The 16,308-nt window shown below is 52.9% G+C and carries 12 protein-coding genes; 10 read left to right on the top strand and 2 right to left on the bottom strand.

Annotation, left to right across the window (positions count from 1 at the left end; genetic code table 11):
• Positions 1-86: 86 nt before the first annotated feature.
• From NSU18_RS29005 to NSU18_RS29030, 6 genes are all read left to right on the top strand, one after another.
• Complete coding sequence (locus NSU18_RS29005) at positions 87-1,805, top strand: sensor histidine kinase (protein WP_341017714.1); 1,719 nt, start codon at positions 87-89, stop codon at positions 1,803-1,805.
• A gap of 1 nt (position 1,806) precedes the next feature.
• A complete protein-coding gene (locus tag NSU18_RS29010; protein ID WP_341017715.1) occupies positions 1,807-3,402 on the top strand; it encodes a helix-turn-helix domain-containing protein in 1,596 nt (531 codons plus the stop codon).
• 319 nt (positions 3,403-3,721) lie between these two features.
• Positions 3,722-5,263 (top strand): ABC transporter substrate-binding protein, encoded by a 1,542-nt coding sequence (locus NSU18_RS29015; protein ID WP_341150693.1) that lies wholly within the window; start codon positions 3,722-3,724, stop codon positions 5,261-5,263.
• 70 nt (positions 5,264-5,333) lie between these two features.
• Positions 5,334-6,263 (top strand): ABC transporter permease, encoded by a 930-nt coding sequence (locus tag NSU18_RS29020; protein ID WP_341150694.1) that lies wholly within the window; start codon positions 5,334-5,336, stop codon positions 6,261-6,263.
• A 12-nt stretch (positions 6,264-6,275) separates the two neighbouring features.
• Complete coding sequence (locus NSU18_RS29025) at positions 6,276-7,169, top strand: carbohydrate ABC transporter permease (RefSeq protein ID WP_341017720.1); 894 nt, start codon at positions 6,276-6,278, stop codon at positions 7,167-7,169.
• Positions 7,170-7,188: 19 nt separating this feature from the next.
• Positions 7,189-7,995 (top strand): Nif3-like dinuclear metal center hexameric protein, encoded by an 807-nt coding sequence (locus tag NSU18_RS29030; protein ID WP_341017721.1) that lies wholly within the window; start codon positions 7,189-7,191, stop codon positions 7,993-7,995.
• A 48-nt stretch (positions 7,996-8,043) separates the two neighbouring features.
• Here the strand turns inward: NSU18_RS29030 and NSU18_RS29035 are convergent, their stop codons facing one another.
• Together NSU18_RS29035 and NSU18_RS29040 are read right to left on the bottom strand one after the other, a co-directional pair.
• Complete coding sequence (locus NSU18_RS29035) at positions 8,044-8,613, bottom strand: hypothetical protein (RefSeq protein WP_341017722.1); 570 nt, start codon at positions 8,611-8,613, stop codon at positions 8,044-8,046.
• Positions 8,610-10,235 carry a xylulokinase gene (locus NSU18_RS29040; RefSeq protein ID WP_341150695.1) on the bottom strand — a complete coding sequence of 542 codons (1,626 nt, stop codon included), beginning with the start codon at positions 10,233-10,235 and terminating at the stop codon, positions 8,610-8,612. Before NSU18_RS29040 ends, NSU18_RS29035 begins: the two co-directional genes overlap by 4 nt.
• 672 nt (positions 10,236-10,907) lie before the next feature.
• Here NSU18_RS29040 and NSU18_RS29045 point away from each other — a divergent pair.
• From NSU18_RS29045 to NSU18_RS29060, 4 genes are all read left to right on the top strand, one after another.
• Entirely contained in the window at positions 10,908-12,491 is a 1,584-nt protein-coding gene (locus NSU18_RS29045) for an acyl CoA:acetate/3-ketoacid CoA transferase (protein WP_341017725.1), read from the top strand.
• Between the two features lie 48 nt (positions 12,492-12,539).
• Positions 12,540-13,778, top strand: a complete 1,239-nt coding sequence (locus NSU18_RS29050; protein ID WP_341017726.1) for an L-lactate MFS transporter — start codon at positions 12,540-12,542, stop codon at positions 13,776-13,778.
• Positions 13,779-13,808: 30 nt separating this feature from the next.
• A complete protein-coding gene (locus tag NSU18_RS29055) occupies positions 13,809-14,762 on the top strand; it encodes a DUF561 domain-containing protein (protein ID WP_341017727.1) in 954 nt (317 codons plus the stop codon).
• A 105-nt stretch (positions 14,763-14,867) separates the two neighbouring features.
• Complete coding sequence (locus NSU18_RS29060; protein ID WP_341150696.1) at positions 14,868-16,256, top strand: sigma-54 interaction domain-containing protein; 1,389 nt, start codon at positions 14,868-14,870, stop codon at positions 16,254-16,256.
• The last annotated feature ends 52 nt before the right edge of the window (positions 16,257-16,308 follow it).

Raw genomic sequence — 16,308 nt, forward strand, 5'->3', positions numbered from 1 at the left:
ATTGCATACTTATACGCCCCTGGGTCTGGCCTAAGAAGGTATCGGCTCAGGGGCGTGCTGAATTCCGGGGAAAGGAAGAGGCAGGGATGATCCGAACCAACAGTATCGTGTTCAAATTTTCGTTGCAGATGACAGTGATTCTTGCGATCCTGCTGTCCATCCTTGTTCTGAGTAACATCTACTCCCTGGAGGTGGTGCGGAGCAATGCACTGACCAGCTCACGTAATACTCTGGCCCTCTATCAGGCCAACATTCATAATAACTTCAACAATTTCTCCAAGGACCTCATAGAGGTATTCGACCATAACATCGATGCTGCGGTGAATTCGGCGGGGATGGATGAGAACAGCCGGTATTTCAGGGTCCAGCAGCTCAAGAATAGCCTTCAAGCCAAAATGGCAGGCGATAATTCAAGCGACGGCCTGTTCATCAGGCTCTCGGATGAGCTGGTGCTGGAGCAGTTCAACCGCCGGATTCAATCGGAGGATAAGCTGGCTCTGGTGGATTTTATCAATATGCATACATTCAGTACGGCTCCGGCAGAAAACAGCGGGGAATGGAAGGTCTTCCAGATCCGCGGCGAGTCCTACTTGTTCAAATATATTTCGTATTCAGGGGTCAGCTTCGGAACGCTGGTGAAAGCGGACACGCTGCTGGCAATGGTCGACAGGGGTGGGAATGATCAGAACCGGTATGTGCTCAGTGATTCGAAGGGAACTATACTGGCAGCGAGTAATATCTCTCTGCAGGAAGGAGAGACGACGCTTGATAGCTTAAGCAGGCAGTATAAGCGGGATTCCCTGATTGTATCGGAACCGATCGGCGAGTTCGGGCAGATGACCCAAATGGTTGCCAAAGGCAGCTTGTTCTCGGGCTTGAAGCTGATTCAGTGGGGGATCGCCCTGCTGGCGGTGCTCTCGGTCATCGTGGTGCCGCTGGTGCTGAGATTCCTGACGAGGGATGTACTGAGGCCGATTCTGGAGCTGGTGAAGGCGGCGAAGGCGGTTGAGCAGGGGCAGCTGGAATACCAGATTCCGCAGAATACCCCTTACTCTCTGGAATTCCTGAAGCTGTTCCATGCGCTGGAGTCCATGGTCAGTGAGATCAAGGATCTGAAGATCCAGTCCTATGAAGAACAGATCGAGATCAGCCGCGCCGAGATCAAGTATCTGCAGATGCAGATCCGGCCCCATTTTTTCCTGAATGCGATCTCAACGATCACCAGCCTAACCTATCAGAATAAAAACGAGGAGATCCGCACGCTGATCCACTGCCTCTCCGAGCATCTCCGGTATATGTTCAGAGGGGGGCTGATGGAAGTGGCGATGGAGGAGGAGATCCGGCATACTGAGAATTATATCCGGATGCAGGAGATCCGTTATCCTGAGCAGATTTTTTTCATGATTGAGATCCAGGAGGAAGCCCGGCAGGTACCGGTTCCGCAGTTCATGATTCAGACCTTTGTGGAGAATACGTTCAAGCATGCTATGTTCGTTCAGGAACTGCTGTCTATCTTCATCAGAGTGCGGATGGAGCAGCGGGATGATAGTTCATTTGTCAGTATTGTCATTGAAGATAACGGGGCAGGCTTCGCTTCTGAATGGCTGGATCAGCCGGAACGCGAAGAGGCAGGGGAGAACGGAGGCAGAGTGGGAATTGCCAATATCCGTAAGACTCTCAGACTGCTCTATAAACGGGAGGATCTGCTGAAGCTGTCCAACAACCAGTCGTCAGGTGCCAGGGTTGAGCTGTGGATTCCTGTGAAGCCAACGGAATGGAGCCAGCCCGGCTTAGAGGGAGGATAATATGCGTTGTATGCTGATTGACGATGATATTCCTACAATTGAAGCGCTGCGCGGCATTGTGAATTGGGAGGAATACGGAATTACGGAAGTGCTGTCCGCTCATAATATACAGGATGCGAAGCAACTATTCGAGAACGGCGAGCCGGATCTGATTATTTGTGATATTGAAATGCCGCGCGGATCGGGCATTGATATGATCAAGTGGGCCAGAGACCGTCATTATGAAGGCGGATTTATCTTCCTGACCTGTCATGAGAGCTTCACCTTCGCCTCCAAGGCGATCTCGTATGACGCCGACTCGTATCTGGTCAAGCCGCTGGACAAGCAGGAGCTGGAGGCAGCGCTGCGTAAGTCAATGGATACGCTGAAGAACAAAATCATGTTAGGCGAATACAGCAAGCTCGGCCATGCATGGCTGAAGAACCAGGACCTGATAGAACGCAGCTTCTGGAGCGATGTGCTGACGGCGACGATCTCTCCCCGGCGTGAGCTGATCCAGAGTGAGGTGCAGAAGCGGGAGCTGTCCGTTCAGGTGCATGCGGAATATAGGCTGCTGCTGGTAAGTGTTCCCCGCTCCCAGATTGAACGGGAATGGGATGAGAGTATCTTCCATTATGCTCTCTCGAATCTGGTCTCGGAAATTCTCAGCAGCCGGGTGGGCTGCGGACGGATGATTGCCTATCAGGTGGATAAAGTATTCTACAATGCGATCATTGCCGAGAGTCCGGCGGATATGAAGGAGCTGGAGGCGGACGCCGGAGAGATCATCCGGCTGTCGAGGCAGTATCTGAAATGTACGGCTACCTGTTACTTTAGTGAGCCTGCGGCGATCTCCCGCCTGGCGCAGCTTAAGACGGAGCTGGAGCAGGCAGACGAGTCGAATATTATTTTCCGGGGCAAGCTGCATTTGCCGAATAAGCCCTTCCATGTGGATCTGACTGAGCGCTTCACCCTGGATACGGAGCTGTTCACGCTGCTGTTCGTCCAGAAGGAGAAGGCGCAGATTGTGAACCGGCTCAAGAAAGAACTGGAGCTGCTGACGAGTCTGAACAAGCTGGATGCGGCCACGCTTCATTCGATCCGCGAGGACCTGCTTCAGGTAGTGTATTCGCTGCTCGCGCGGCACCATATTCAGGCGCACCGCCTTTTCGAGGGCGAGCTCAGTCAGCAATTGGCCCAGGATGCCGAGAGCAGTGTGTTCGACTTCATGAGATGGGCACAGGCGCTGACGGACAAGACGGTGGATGCCATCAAGGAGGTGCTGCAGTCCGAAGGGGTTGTCGAGCGGGCCAAGCGGTTCATTCAGGAGCACTATACCCAGGATCTGAGCCGGGAGGATGTAGCAGCCAGCGTATATCTGACCGCCGATTATCTGGCCAAGGTGTTCAAGATCGGGACCGGCCAGACTGTGAAGGAGTACCTGAACGACTGCCGGATCAGAGCGGCGAAGCAGAGGCTGGTCGAGAGCACGGCGAGCATCGGGGAGATTGCCATGGATACCGGCTTCGATACCCTCTCCTATTTCTCCACCGTATTCAAAAAATGGACTGGCGAAACCCCGGCAGCCTACCGCTTGAGGCACAAATCCGCCTTATAGTCATGATAATGATGACCCTTATGCTTACGAAGCTCCGCTTCTCCTACCGGAGGCGGGGCTTCTTGCTGAGCAGGCAGGTATCATGCCTAAGGTGTGCAGCATCCTGCTGATTGACTGACTGTTTTTCCACTTGTTTGTTTGCCAAGGCCGGGCGTTCTGCCGTCATCCCCCAGGGAGCTAATTAGCTAGGCAGAGCCGGGCATCCTCGCTACCCGCCCAGTGCGGTTTTTTATAAAAACAGCCCGTATTATTGAAAGACCGCCCCCCTCCAGGACCGCTACAATGAGAGTGTAAATACAGAACAGGAGGCATGATGATAATGAAGAACAAGGGGTTAGGTTCACTGCTGCTGTCCATGGTAATCTGCGGTTCGCTGCTCTCCGCCTGCGGCGGCAATTCCAATACATCGTCCAAGAATTCCGGGGATACGGAAGCTAAGGCCAAGGTGGCTGAGATTGTATTCGCGCTGCCCTCCTTCAACCGGATTCCCGATGATCTCAGCAAGGTAACGAATGCGATCAACGCCATCACAACGGAGAAGATCGGGGTGAAGGTGGACTTCCGTCTCTTCGGCCCGGCGGATTATGCCCAGAAGGTCAATCTTGCGCTTCAGAGCGGGGAGAAGATGGATGTCTTCACCACCCTCGGACAATTCTCCAACTATGTATCCAAGAGCCAGGTAGCTCCGCTAGAAGAGCTGCTTCCCGAACACGGCAAAGAGCTGACGGCCATTCTGGACAAGGATTTCGGGCCGGATATTCTCAAAACCACCACGATGGACGGACATATCTACGGCATTCCGGTGAATAAAGGGATGGCGCTGCCGACCAATATCATCTACAACGCGGATATGCTGGCAGAGGCGGGCGTAGCAGCAGACTCCATCCAATCGGTAGAGGATCTGCCTGCCGTGTTCGGTGCGGTGAAGCAGAAGCTGCCGGATGTGGTTCCCTTTGGCCCGATCAACGTGAATCCGACGGATACGGGACTTGTGAACTGGATGAAGGGGGCAAGCAAGGTGGATTATCTGACCGATACGACCGGGGTCGGCGTGGTGATCGGTGACAACGGCAAGGTCGTTAACTTCTACGAATCGGATGTCTTCAAGAACGGAATTCAGATGATGAGAGACTGGTTCGAGGCCGGGTATTTGCAGAAGGATACCGCAACCACAACCATTACAGCCATGGAGATGGTGTCCTCCGGGCGCGGCTTCTCTTTCCTGGGCGGCTACAGCGGCATGGAGGTTGGCAAGCAGCTGAGTGCGCAGGTCGGCAAAAATATTGAGACGAAGCGCATCGCCCCATTTTATTTCGATACAAGCGCCGTGAACTCGGTAACCTGGATGGTCTCCAGCACCTCGAAGGAAACGGAGGCCGCTGTGAAGTTCCTGAACCTGCTCTACACGGATAAGGAGCTGATTAACACCATTCTCTTCGGAATCGAAGGGGAGGATTACCTCAAGGTAGATGAGCATCATGTGAAATTCCCTGAAGGCATGGACGCCAATACGGTGCCTTATACAGCCATGCTTAGCTCAGGGATCGTAGGCTCTGAATCGCTCCAGTATCAGCTGGAGGGAATTGACTGGTCGGATGTCGAGCTGAAGCTGAAGGAGAATAAGGATACCGCAAGATCGCCGTATTTCGGCTTCATCTTCGACCAGGGCCAAGTGAAGACGCAGATCAGTGCTGTGAATAACGTGGTCAGCCAGTTCCTGCCGGCACTCGTCAGCGGATCGGTGGACCCGGAGACCATCATTCCGAAATTCATCAGTGCGCTGAAGGATGCAGGTGCAGAGGCTATTATTGACAGCAAGCAGCAGCAATTGGATGCGTGGCTTGCCGCGCAACAGCAATAATTATTATATGAATGCGCTGTGGGCGGAGCAGTAACTGAGGCTCTGCCCCCGGCCATGGAGGTGAACCGGCATGACTGCCAGACGCAAGTCCCCATCCAAGCCGCTCAAAAAAACATTGCCGCTCCTTATACTTGCGGGTCCAGGCCTGCTGTATTTTCTCATTAACAGCTATTTCCCCATGTTCGGGGTATTCATCGCCTTCAAGGATGTCAATTATGCGAAGGGCATCTTCGGCAGCGACTGGATCGGCTTCAAGAACTTCGCCTTTCTCTTCCAGACCAGTGACGCCTGGATTATGACCCGCAACACGCTGCTGTACAATCTGGCCTTTATCGCGCTTGGAACTATAGTCTCCATTATCATTGCCATTCTGATGTCGGAGCTGCTGAATAAGCTGTATTCGAAGCTGTTCATGACCGGGCTGATTCTGCCGAACCTGATCTCGATGATCGTGCTTTCGCTGCTCGTCTTCGCTTTTCTGAATGCCGACAGCGGGTTCGTGAACCATTCGATTCTGCGTCCGCTGGGCATCCCGGAGATCAATTGGTATTCCGAAGCGAAGTACTGGCCTTACCTGCTGGTTCTTATACAGATCTGGAAGACGGCAGGCTACGGATCGATTGTTTATTTTGCCTCGATTGCCGGAATTGACAAGAGCATCTACGAGTCAGCCAAAATCGACGGTGCCGGGAAGCTGAAGCAGATCCGCATGATTACCCTGCCGCTGCTGAAGCCGACCATTATTGTGCTGGTGCTGATGTCGATGGGCCGGATTTTCAACTCTGACTTCGGCTTGTTCTATCAGGTGCCCATGAACTCCGGTGCGCTGTACAGCACTACCCAGACGATTGATACGTATGTCTACCGAGCCTTGATGCAGCTCAATGATATCGGAATGTCGGCTGCCGCCGGTCTGTATCAGTCGCTGGTCGGCTTTGCACTTGTGCTTACGGTCAATGCCATCGTCAAAAAGGTCAATCCAGAAAACGCATTGTTCTAGGAGGAAATTCGGATGATCCAAACAAGAGGAGAACGAACGTTTACGGTGTTTTCTGCGGTCGTGATGATCCTGCTGACGGTTTTTGCTTTTTTGCCCTTCCTGCTGATTGTAATTGCTTCGTTCACGGAGGAGACGGCCCTGATCCGCAACGGCTACAGCTTCTTCCCGGAGCATACCAGCCTGGAGGCGTACCGGTACATTAAGTCCTCGGCGTATATTTTCATCAGAGCATACGGGGTTTCCTTTCTGGTGACGATTCTTGGAACCGCCATTGGACTGCTTATAACAAGCATGCTCGCATATCCAATGTCGCGGTCTGATTTCAAATATCACAATACGCTGGCTTTTGTCGTGTTCTTCACCATGCTGTTCAGCGGGGGGATTGTGCCTTCGTACATCATGTGGACCCAGTATTTCCATATCAAAAATACGCTGTGGGCGCTGATCCTGCCCAATCTGCTGGCGAACGGGTTCAACGTCCTGCTGGTCCGTAACTACTTCAAGAATAATGTGCCGCTGGAGATTATCGAAGCTGCCCAGATCGACGGTGCCTCGGAGCTGCGGACCTTCTTCCGCATCATGCTTCCGCTGTCCATGCCGGTCATGGCAACGGTCGGGATGTTCATGGGCCTGGCCTATTGGAATGACTGGATCAATGCGTTATATTTTGTATCTAAGCCGCAATTGTACGGTATTCAGAATCTGCTGATGCAGCTCATGAGCAATATCCAGTTCCTCAATTCCGGCCAGGCCGGGAGTGTGCTCGGAGCCGACACGGTCTCGCTGCCAAGTACAGCGGTGCGGATGGCGATGGCGGTGCTGGGCATTGTGCCGGTGCTGTTCGTGCTGCCGTTCATGCAGAAGTACCTGACCCGCGGCGTGGTGATCGGAGCTGTCAAAGGCTAAATATGAAGGAGATGAGCGTATGAAAGTGCAAGAGGTGATTGACCGGATTCTGCTCGATTGCTGCGGGGGACGGAGGCTGGAGCAGACCTGTGATGTGCTGGCGAGCGGCAGTGAAGAGATGGAGGTCACAGGGATTGTCACAACATTCATGGCCACGGTAGAGGTCATTAAGGAAGCCATTGCGGCTCGCGCCAACCTGATTATCACCCATGAGCCAACCTACTATACCGGCAAGGATACGCTGGACTGGCTGCAGCAGGACCCCGTATATCTGGCGAAAAAAAAGCTGATCGAGGAGCACGGCATTACAATCTGGCGCTTCCATGACCATATGCATCTGGCGGATACGGACCGGATCTATGATGGACTGCTGAAGGAGCTGGATTGGGCAGATAAGAAGCTGGACGACAAGGACGCCTGGGGATATCTGATCGAGGAGACTACCGTGGGCGGGCTGGCCGGCTTCCTGAAGCAGCGGCTGGGTATGAAGGTGATTCAGATCGTCGGCAACCCGGAGGCGCTCTGCTCCCGTATCGGTATCCTTGTCGGCGGCGGCAGTCTGGGTCTGGGCCGGGAGCAGATGCCGATGGAGCTGATGCAGGAGAAGAATCTGGATGTGATGGTCTGCGGTGACATTACGGAGTGGACCTTATGTGCTTACATCAATGACGCCGCGATGCTGGGCATGAACAAGGCGATGATCGTGATCGGTCACGAGCGCTCCGAGGAATGGGGCATGAAGTATATGGCCGAGTGGCTGGCGCCGCTGGTGGACGGGCTTCCGGTTACATTCGTAGATACGAGGGAGCCGTTTGTGTATTTGTGAGACAAAAGCAGCCATCCCCCGCTACCGGGAGGATGGCTGCTTTTTATACTACTGCAAGACGTAATTGCCCGTAGCTCTGTACTTGCCCGCCTTGGCGTCCCAGGTGAAGATCCCCTCTGCCAGGTCCCAGCCGCCGCCCTCGTCTTTGAAGTCCTTCCAGTATTGGTGCAGGCGCCCCTTCTTATCGATCTCGGCTCCCTGATCGCCCATGAACTGAAGCTTCTTGGTCAGAGTGCCATAGTTCAGGCGGTAGACCGAGACTTGGGTGTTCGAGGGCAGATAATCCACGGTAACCGCCAGTTGCTTCTCCGTAGGTGAGACGGCAAAGATATGCATATCCGCTTCATCCTCTTCGAACTCCATAATCTGCTTATCAATTAACACCACTACACCCTTGGAGTTCACCAGATACAAATTGCCCGACTCGGTGAGCAGGAAGCTCTCCTTCTTCTGATCGTTATTCAGGTCTGCGGTCTTCAGCAACCGTACCGTTTCTCCAGGGAACTTCTGCTTGAGCAATGCCTTAGCATCCGGTGCCTTAGCGTAAGCAAAGGGAGTGGGCGCAGCCAGCAGCACGAGCGCCAGCAATGCAGCAAACAGCATTTTATTCTTCATCATAGAGATTCTCCTCTCTTCCGGTTCTCCAGTAAATGCTCTGCCGCCGCCTGCTCGATGGGCAGCCCGCTGGTGTAACGCTCCATATAGCGGGCAAAGCCATCCACATCGGCAGGGTCAGGCGCTACCTCCTGTCCTTCCATGTTACAGAACACCTTAGAGCTCAAGTAATCCGCCAGGCTCTCGTTCGGCTCCTTATGCCTCATATAAGAGGCCAGAATGGCTATTCCCCATGCGCCGCCTTCACCAGCCGTAGACAGGACTGAGACCGGAACATTGAGAGCAGTTGCACAGATCCGCTGGCCAACCTGCGGGGTGCGGAACAATCCGCCATGCGCTGAAATACGGTCAATAGTTACCCGTTCCTGCCCGGTCAGAATCTCCATTCCGAGTCTTAACGCAGCGAAGGCGCTATACAGGTGCGCTCTCATAAAGTTAGCCAGAGTGAACCGGCTCTGCGGCGAACGGACGAATAGCGGACGCCCTTCGGCAATTCCGGTGATGTTCTCGCCTGAATAGTAACCGTAGCTCAGCAAGCCGCCGCCATCCGCATCCGCTTCCAGTGCCTGGTTCAGCAGGACACTGAATAACTGGTCCATGTCTGGCGTAAAGCCCATGGCCTCATAGAATTCACGGAACAAGCCGACCCAGGCATTCAAATCGCTGGAGCAGTTATTGGCAAGCACCATAGCAACCGGGCTGCCTTCCGGTGTATTTACGATATCAATCTCGGGGTGGGCCGCACTTAGATTCTGCTCCAGCACAAACATGGCAAAGACCGACGTTCCCACGGAAATATTGCCGGTGCGTTTCCTGACGCTGCCTGTAGCGACCATGCCTGTTCCGGCATCGCCCTCCGGCGGGCATAGCGGAATACCGGACTGCAAACGGCCTGACGGGTCGATCAGCCGGGTACCTGCTTCACTGAGATTTCCTGCATTCATACCAGCTGTATACACTGTAGGCAGGATATCTTGCAGCTTCCATGGATAACCCCTGCCGGCAGTTAGAGTGGTGAACTGCTTCACCATTTCTTCATTGTACTGCTTCGTTGCTTCGTCGATGGGGAACATCCCGGAGGCATCCCCGATCCCGAGCGCCCTGCGGCCCGTCAGCAGCAAGTGAATGTAACCCGATAAAGTCGTAAGATAATCTATTCCGGCCACATGCTCTTCACTGTTCAAAATAGCCTGATACAAGTGGGCGATACTCCAGCGCTCTGGAATTTTGAACTGGAATGTCCTGCTTAGCTCCGATGCAGCGGCGCTTGTGGTAGCATTGCGCCAGGTACGGAATGGAACGAGCAGCTCTCCCGCCTGGTCCAGCGCAATATACCCCTGCATCATGGCCGAGCAGCCTATAGAGCCGACGGTTTGCAGTGTGACACCATAGGTCTGCTGAACCGCTTGCTGTAATTGCTGGTAGGCTGCTTGCAGCCCTTGAACTGCTTCACTGAGATCGTAGGTCCAGTACCCATTAGTGAATTGATTCTCCCATTCATAGGTGCCGGAGGCAATCGTTTCAAAATGGTGATCGATCAGCACAGTCTTGATTCGCGTAGACCCAAACTCAATTCCGAGCGACGTTTCTCCCTGAACAATCGCCTGTTTGATGGAATGCGTCATGATAGCGTTCCCCCTCTGGCTAAAATTGTCCAGAATATAACATATACAAGCAATAGTGTACAACCCCTCGGCTCTTTTTTGAACTGACTTTATCCTGATTGGCTGTTGCAAATCTGCAATAAACCCTCCGTAAGAAAAATATTTTATTTTTTTTGGCCACGCTAAAATGTCTTGAAGTCTTATCTCCAACCCTTTGTCAGATCCGCCGGACAGGATAGGTCATGGACCTTGTTCATTTTAATGCCCATCCGGCCCGGCTGGAGAAAATAGTGTGGTTATTTTGCGACTGGCGGGTCCCGCGGAAACGCAGAAAATATACTTAGCGGTACAAATCAAGAAATCTTATGGCGGGCAGCGGCCGGAAGTCCAAATGTTCACCGCAGCGACGGCCAAGCTTTGAGTTCAAACCTAAGTAGGCTTGAATTAAGAGAACAGCTCCCCAACAATTTGTGAAGCCGCCAAGGCCAGTCGCAAAAAAACAACAGAAAAATGCCTTGAATTCAAGGTATTTTGGAGCTATTGACCGGTCTTTTATTCTGTATTACGATGACATTGAGAAAAGTTTCACAAGGAAATTCAGTCTCGCAAATCAGCAAAAATGAGACACACAGAAAGGCTATTATTTTTTTAATATGTGTAGTGAAATAATTCACATAAAGAGGAGCAGATGAAATGACAAAAGTAATTTCAGCAGCCAAAGCAGCAGAACTCATCAAGGACGGGGACACCGTAGCAGCGAGCGGATTTGGATTATCCTGCTGGGCAGAAGAGATGGGGATCGCCATTGAAGAGCGCTTCCTGCAGACCGGACAACCGAAGAATCTGACCGTGATGCACGCCAGTGCCGTCGGCAACCGCCGCGACAAGGGCATGAGCCACCTGGGCCATGAAGGCCTCATCAAACGCTGGATTGGCGGTATCGCCATCGCTTCCCCAGGGCTAGCTAAGCTGATCGAAGAAGATAAATGCGAAGCCTACAATCTGCCGCAGGGAGTCATTACCCAGCTCTACCGCGAGATTGCCGCTAAGCGTCCGGGTGTGATTACCAAGGTAGGCATGGAGACCTTCGTCGATCCCCGCGTGGAGGGCGGCAAGATGTCCCCTTCTACGAAGGAAGACATTGTGAAGGTGATTGAACTGGAAGGCGAGGAGTGGCTGTTCTACAAGACCTTCCCGATTCAGATCGCCCTCATCCGCGGAACCGTAGCGGACGAGAACGGCAACCTGACGCTGGAAAAAGAAGGACTGCACATGGAGGTGCTGCCGATTGCCCAGGCGGTCCGCAACTCCGGCGGCATCGTGATTGCCCAGGTAGAGACCGTGGCCAAGAACGGCACCTTGAATCCGAAGGATGTGAAGGTGCCGGGCATTCTGGTAGATTACCTCGTCGTGTCCACCCCGGAGAATCATTACCAGACCGAGAATACGCAGTATAACCCGGCATTCTCCGGTCATGTGAAAGTGCCTGTGGATTCGATTGAAGTCCTGCCGCTGGATGAACGCAAAATCATCTCCCGCCGCACAGCCGTCGAGCTTCAGCCGAATACCATTCTGAATCTCGGCGTCGGCATCCCGGTGAATGTAGCGAACATTGCTGCTGAAGAGGGCGTGGACGACCAACTGATTCTGACGACAGAGGCAGGCTCGATTGGCGGTGTTCCCGCAGGTCTGAAGGATTTCGGGCATGCCTACAACTCCGAGGCGATTGTAGATCATGATTCCCAGTTCGATTTCTATGACGGCGGCGGCATTGATCTGTCGGTCCTTGGCCTGGCCCAGACGGATGAGTCGGGAAACGTGAATGTCAGTAAATTCGGCACACGCGTTGCGGGCTGCGGCGGATTCATCAATATCTCTCAGGCGGCGAAGAAGCTGGTATTCGCGGGTACTTTTACAGCGGGCGGGCTGCAGATCAAGGTAGAGAACGGTAAGCTGCACATCATTCAAGAGGGCAAGGCCAAGAAATTCATCTCAAAGGTACAGCAGATCACCTTCAGCGGATCTTATGCCGCCAAGGTACAGCAGCCGGTTGTGTATGTTACGGAGCGCGCTGTCTTTGAACTTCTGAACGGGAAAATGACCTTAACCGAAATCGCGCCAGGCATTGACTTGCAGACAGAGATTCTGGATCAGATGGACTTCAAGCCGGTCATTTCACCGAATCTGAAGGAGATGGACGCGGCTATGTTCCAAGAGAACTGGGGCATGCTGAAGTCGATTATCGCCGATAAGAACCGGGTGCTGCAGGAAGTGTAAGCATTAGCAAGCTCTAATCATAAACCATATCAGAAAAGAGATGAGATCATGAACGTAGAATTGAACCGCTGGAGGATACTCATTGCCTCAACAATTATTAACATCTGTGTAGGCGCGATTTATGCTTTTAGTATTTTTGCACTGCCGCTGACCAAGGTATTTGATGTGACGATGCCGGTTATTATGATTGCTTTTACAATTAATGGGGCGATTTCCCCGATTCCGATGATTCTGGGCGGCAAGCTGGTGGATAAAGGCGGGGCCAAGAAGGCGGTCTTCATCGGCGGTGCAATGTTCGGGATTGGTTTCATTCTCTCGGGTCTGGCTACTGCACCTTGGATGCTGTATATCACTTATGGCGTCATTACCGGGATTGGCCAGGGAATCGTGTATTCCTCGACCATCGGGAACAGCGTCAAGCTCTTTCCGGATAAAAGAGGGCTGGCAGCGGGGATCGTTACCGCCGGATATGGCGGCGGCACCATCGCTATCGCTCCTATCGCTAATGCGCTGATCACTAGCAATGGTGTACAATCTGCTTTAATTACGCTCGGTATTGCTTTCCTGGTGGTTATTCTGGGCCTTGGCTTGCTGGTGAAGCCTGCTCCTGCCGGTTATGCTCCTGAGGGCTGGACGCCTCCGGCTGCCGCAGCTGTAAAGGGCGGAGCCAACATCCGGTGGAACGAGATGATTAAGAAGCCGATATTCTATGTGATTGCCTGCCTGTTCCTGATCGGCGCCCTGTCTGGTATGATGGTGACCTCGAACGCATCTGTTATCGGTCAAAAAATGTTCGGCTTAACCGCAGCCGCCGCAGCGCTCTATGTCAGCTTGTACTCCCTGAGCAACTGTCTGGGCCGTGTATTCTGGGGCGCAGTGTCCGATAGAATCGGCCGGGTGAAATGCCTGCTGATGATCTACCTTGTCATTGCAGCTATGATGCTCACGATTGCTTTATCCTCTTCTGTTGCCGGATTTGCTGTCGCCATTGCCGGAATCGGCTTATGCTTCGGCGGAACGATGGGCATCTTCCCGTCCATTGTCGGTGAGAAATTCGGCATGAAATATTACGGCGTGAACTACGGTGTCACCTTCATCGGCTACTCGGGAGCCGCATTCTTTGGACCGAGAATTGCCGGCAGTGTAGCGGCAGCCAATGACGGCAACTTCACGAATGCTTTTTACATCGCGCTGGTCATCTCCCTGGTCGGCTTCGCCTTAACCTTCGTCTACAAAGCGATGGAGAACAAGCAGAAGCCCGAGCCGGAAGTGGCTAAGGCGGCTTAAAAAATTTATTAATATATGGAGGTAATTATAATGTCGATTACACAACTGTTAGGAATTAAATATCCGATTTTCCAGGGCGGTATGGCTCAGATTGCCGTGTCTCCGCTGGTAGGCGCTGTATCCAACGCAGGCGGGCTGGGCATCATCGGCTCCGGCGGATTCACCGCCGACCGTCTCCGTGACGAGATCCGCAAGGCCAAAGCAAGCACCGATAAGCCGTTTGCCGTTAACCTGATGCTGATGATGAACAATATTCCTGAGCTGATCCAGGTTATTATAGAAGAAGGCGTGAAGATCGTAACCACAGGCGCAGGCACCCCCGCTCCTTATATGCCGGTTCTGAAGGAGCATGGCATTATCGTGATTCCGGTAGTCCCTTCCGTCAAAATCGCCAAGAAAATGGAAGCGCTCGGTGTCGATGCGATTGTAGCTGAGGGAACGGAGGCTGGCGGACATGTTGGTGAAACTACGACGATGGCCTTGCTGCCGCAAGTCGCCAGCGCGGTATCGATTCCGGTAATCGGGGCCGGCGGGATTGCCGATGGACGCGGGATTGCCGCTGCTTTTGCACTCGGAGCCCAGGGGGTTCAGGTTGGAACCCGGTTCCTCGCAACTGTGGAATGCCCGACACATGAGAACTTCAAGCTGGCGGTTATCAACGCCGATGATACCAGCACAACCGTAACCGGCCGCAGTCTGGGCGGACCTGTAAGAAGCATTAAGAACAGCATGATTGCCGAATTCCTAAGAATGGAGAATGAGAAGGCATCGCGTGAGGAGCTGGAGAGCTTAAGCCTGGGCTCGCTGCGCAGAGCTGTATATGAAGGAGATACCGATACTGGCTCCGTAATGGCTGGACAGATCTGCGGGATGGTCAACCAAATTACCACCGTGGAAGAGATGATCACCACCATGTTCGCTGAGGCGCAGGAAGTCATGGACAAGATGGGCAAAGTAACCTTTGAAGCTGTAGCACACGCCTAATTAAGGTTTTGCTAACCATTAGCCAAATGGTATCATTTATATAATGATGCGGTTTGGCTTTTTGTCTAGCCGGAATGTAAGCGTCCATATTATGGTATAGGACTGATGAATGTGACCAAAAAAAACAAAAATACCAATAAACCCTCCATCGACGAGTTCGTGGAAGAATATCCGTCTACATTATTTGTGACCGATCAGAACGGGAATATCCTCATCTCGAATGAATTCACCGCGCTAACCATCGGTATCCATCTGGAAGAACTGCTTAAGGCGAATGTCCAGGATCTGGTGAAGGCGGGCTATTACAGCCATTCCATCACGATGGAGGCTATCGCGACCAAGCAGAAGGTATCCCGGACCGTCAATACCTCCAGAGGCTTCCATGTCTTCTCGTCGGCGATTCCCATTCTGGACAAGGACGGGGAGGTACAGCTGGTCGTTACCACCTCCAACGAATTCAGCCAGGAGCAGAACTATTATGAAGCAAATGTGCCTGTCGCCCAGCAGATCCATAAGCAGTTAGGCGGTATGGCGGCGGAGAAGAAGAAGGGCATCGTGGCCGAGAGTCTGGCGATGAAGCAGATTATCAAGGTCTGTAACCAGATTGCGTCTTACGACAGCAAGGTGCTGATCTACGGCGAGTCCGGGACGGGCAAAGAAGTGATTGCCAAGTACATCCATCTGAAGAGCGAGAAGTGGAAGGGGCCATTCATTCCGATTAACTGCGCTGCGATTGCTCCGGCTCTTTTTGAATACGAATTGTTCGGGTATGAGAAGGGCGTGCTCGAGGGGCAGACGGAGGTTAAGGCCGGTATGATTGAAATTGCGAGCGGCGGCGTACTGTTCCTCGATGAGATTGCTGATCTGCCGATGGAGATGCAGGCCAAGCTGCTGCGGGTGCTGGAGAACAATGAAGTGCGGCGGGTGGGCGGTCTTACAAATATTCCGGTCAATTGCCGGGTGATCTCCGCGACGAACCGCGATTTGTGGAGTCTGGTGAAGAAGGGGCTGTTCCGCGAGGATCTGTATTACCGGATTAACGTCATCCCGATTCATATCCCGCCGCTGCGCAACCGCAAGCTGGATCTGGTAGGGTTAATCTCCAGCTTCATCGCCGGCTTCAATGAGATGTACGGCAAGAAATATGTGCTCAGTGCCGAAGAGTTCGATAAGATGCTGAACGAGCCCTGGCATGGAAACGTGAGAGAACTAAGGAATTACATCGAGAGGCTGGTGGTGACCGAGCATGTGGGCCAGAGCCCGCAGGAGGAAGAGCAGATCGGCGACTGGTTCTCCCTTGACCATTTCATCGAGAAGAATAAGCACCAGCTCTCCACCCTGAAGGATTTCACTGCCGTAGCGGAGGGCCATTATATCAAAAAAGTGCTGCAGGATTGTGCCGGGAACGGGACCGAGGCGGCCAAGCGCCTGAACGTAGACCGGTCGGTGATTTACAGAAAGCTGAAGAAGATGGAAGAGGTGCTGGGGAATTAAGTGAACCAATTTCCAGGATTAGGCGTATTAACTATTATGCCTATAATTCTAT

Source organism: Paenibacillus sp. FSL H8-0048 (assembly GCF_038002825.1).
In the GTDB taxonomy this organism is placed as follows: Bacteria; Bacillota; Bacilli; order Paenibacillales; family Paenibacillaceae; genus Paenibacillus_AQ.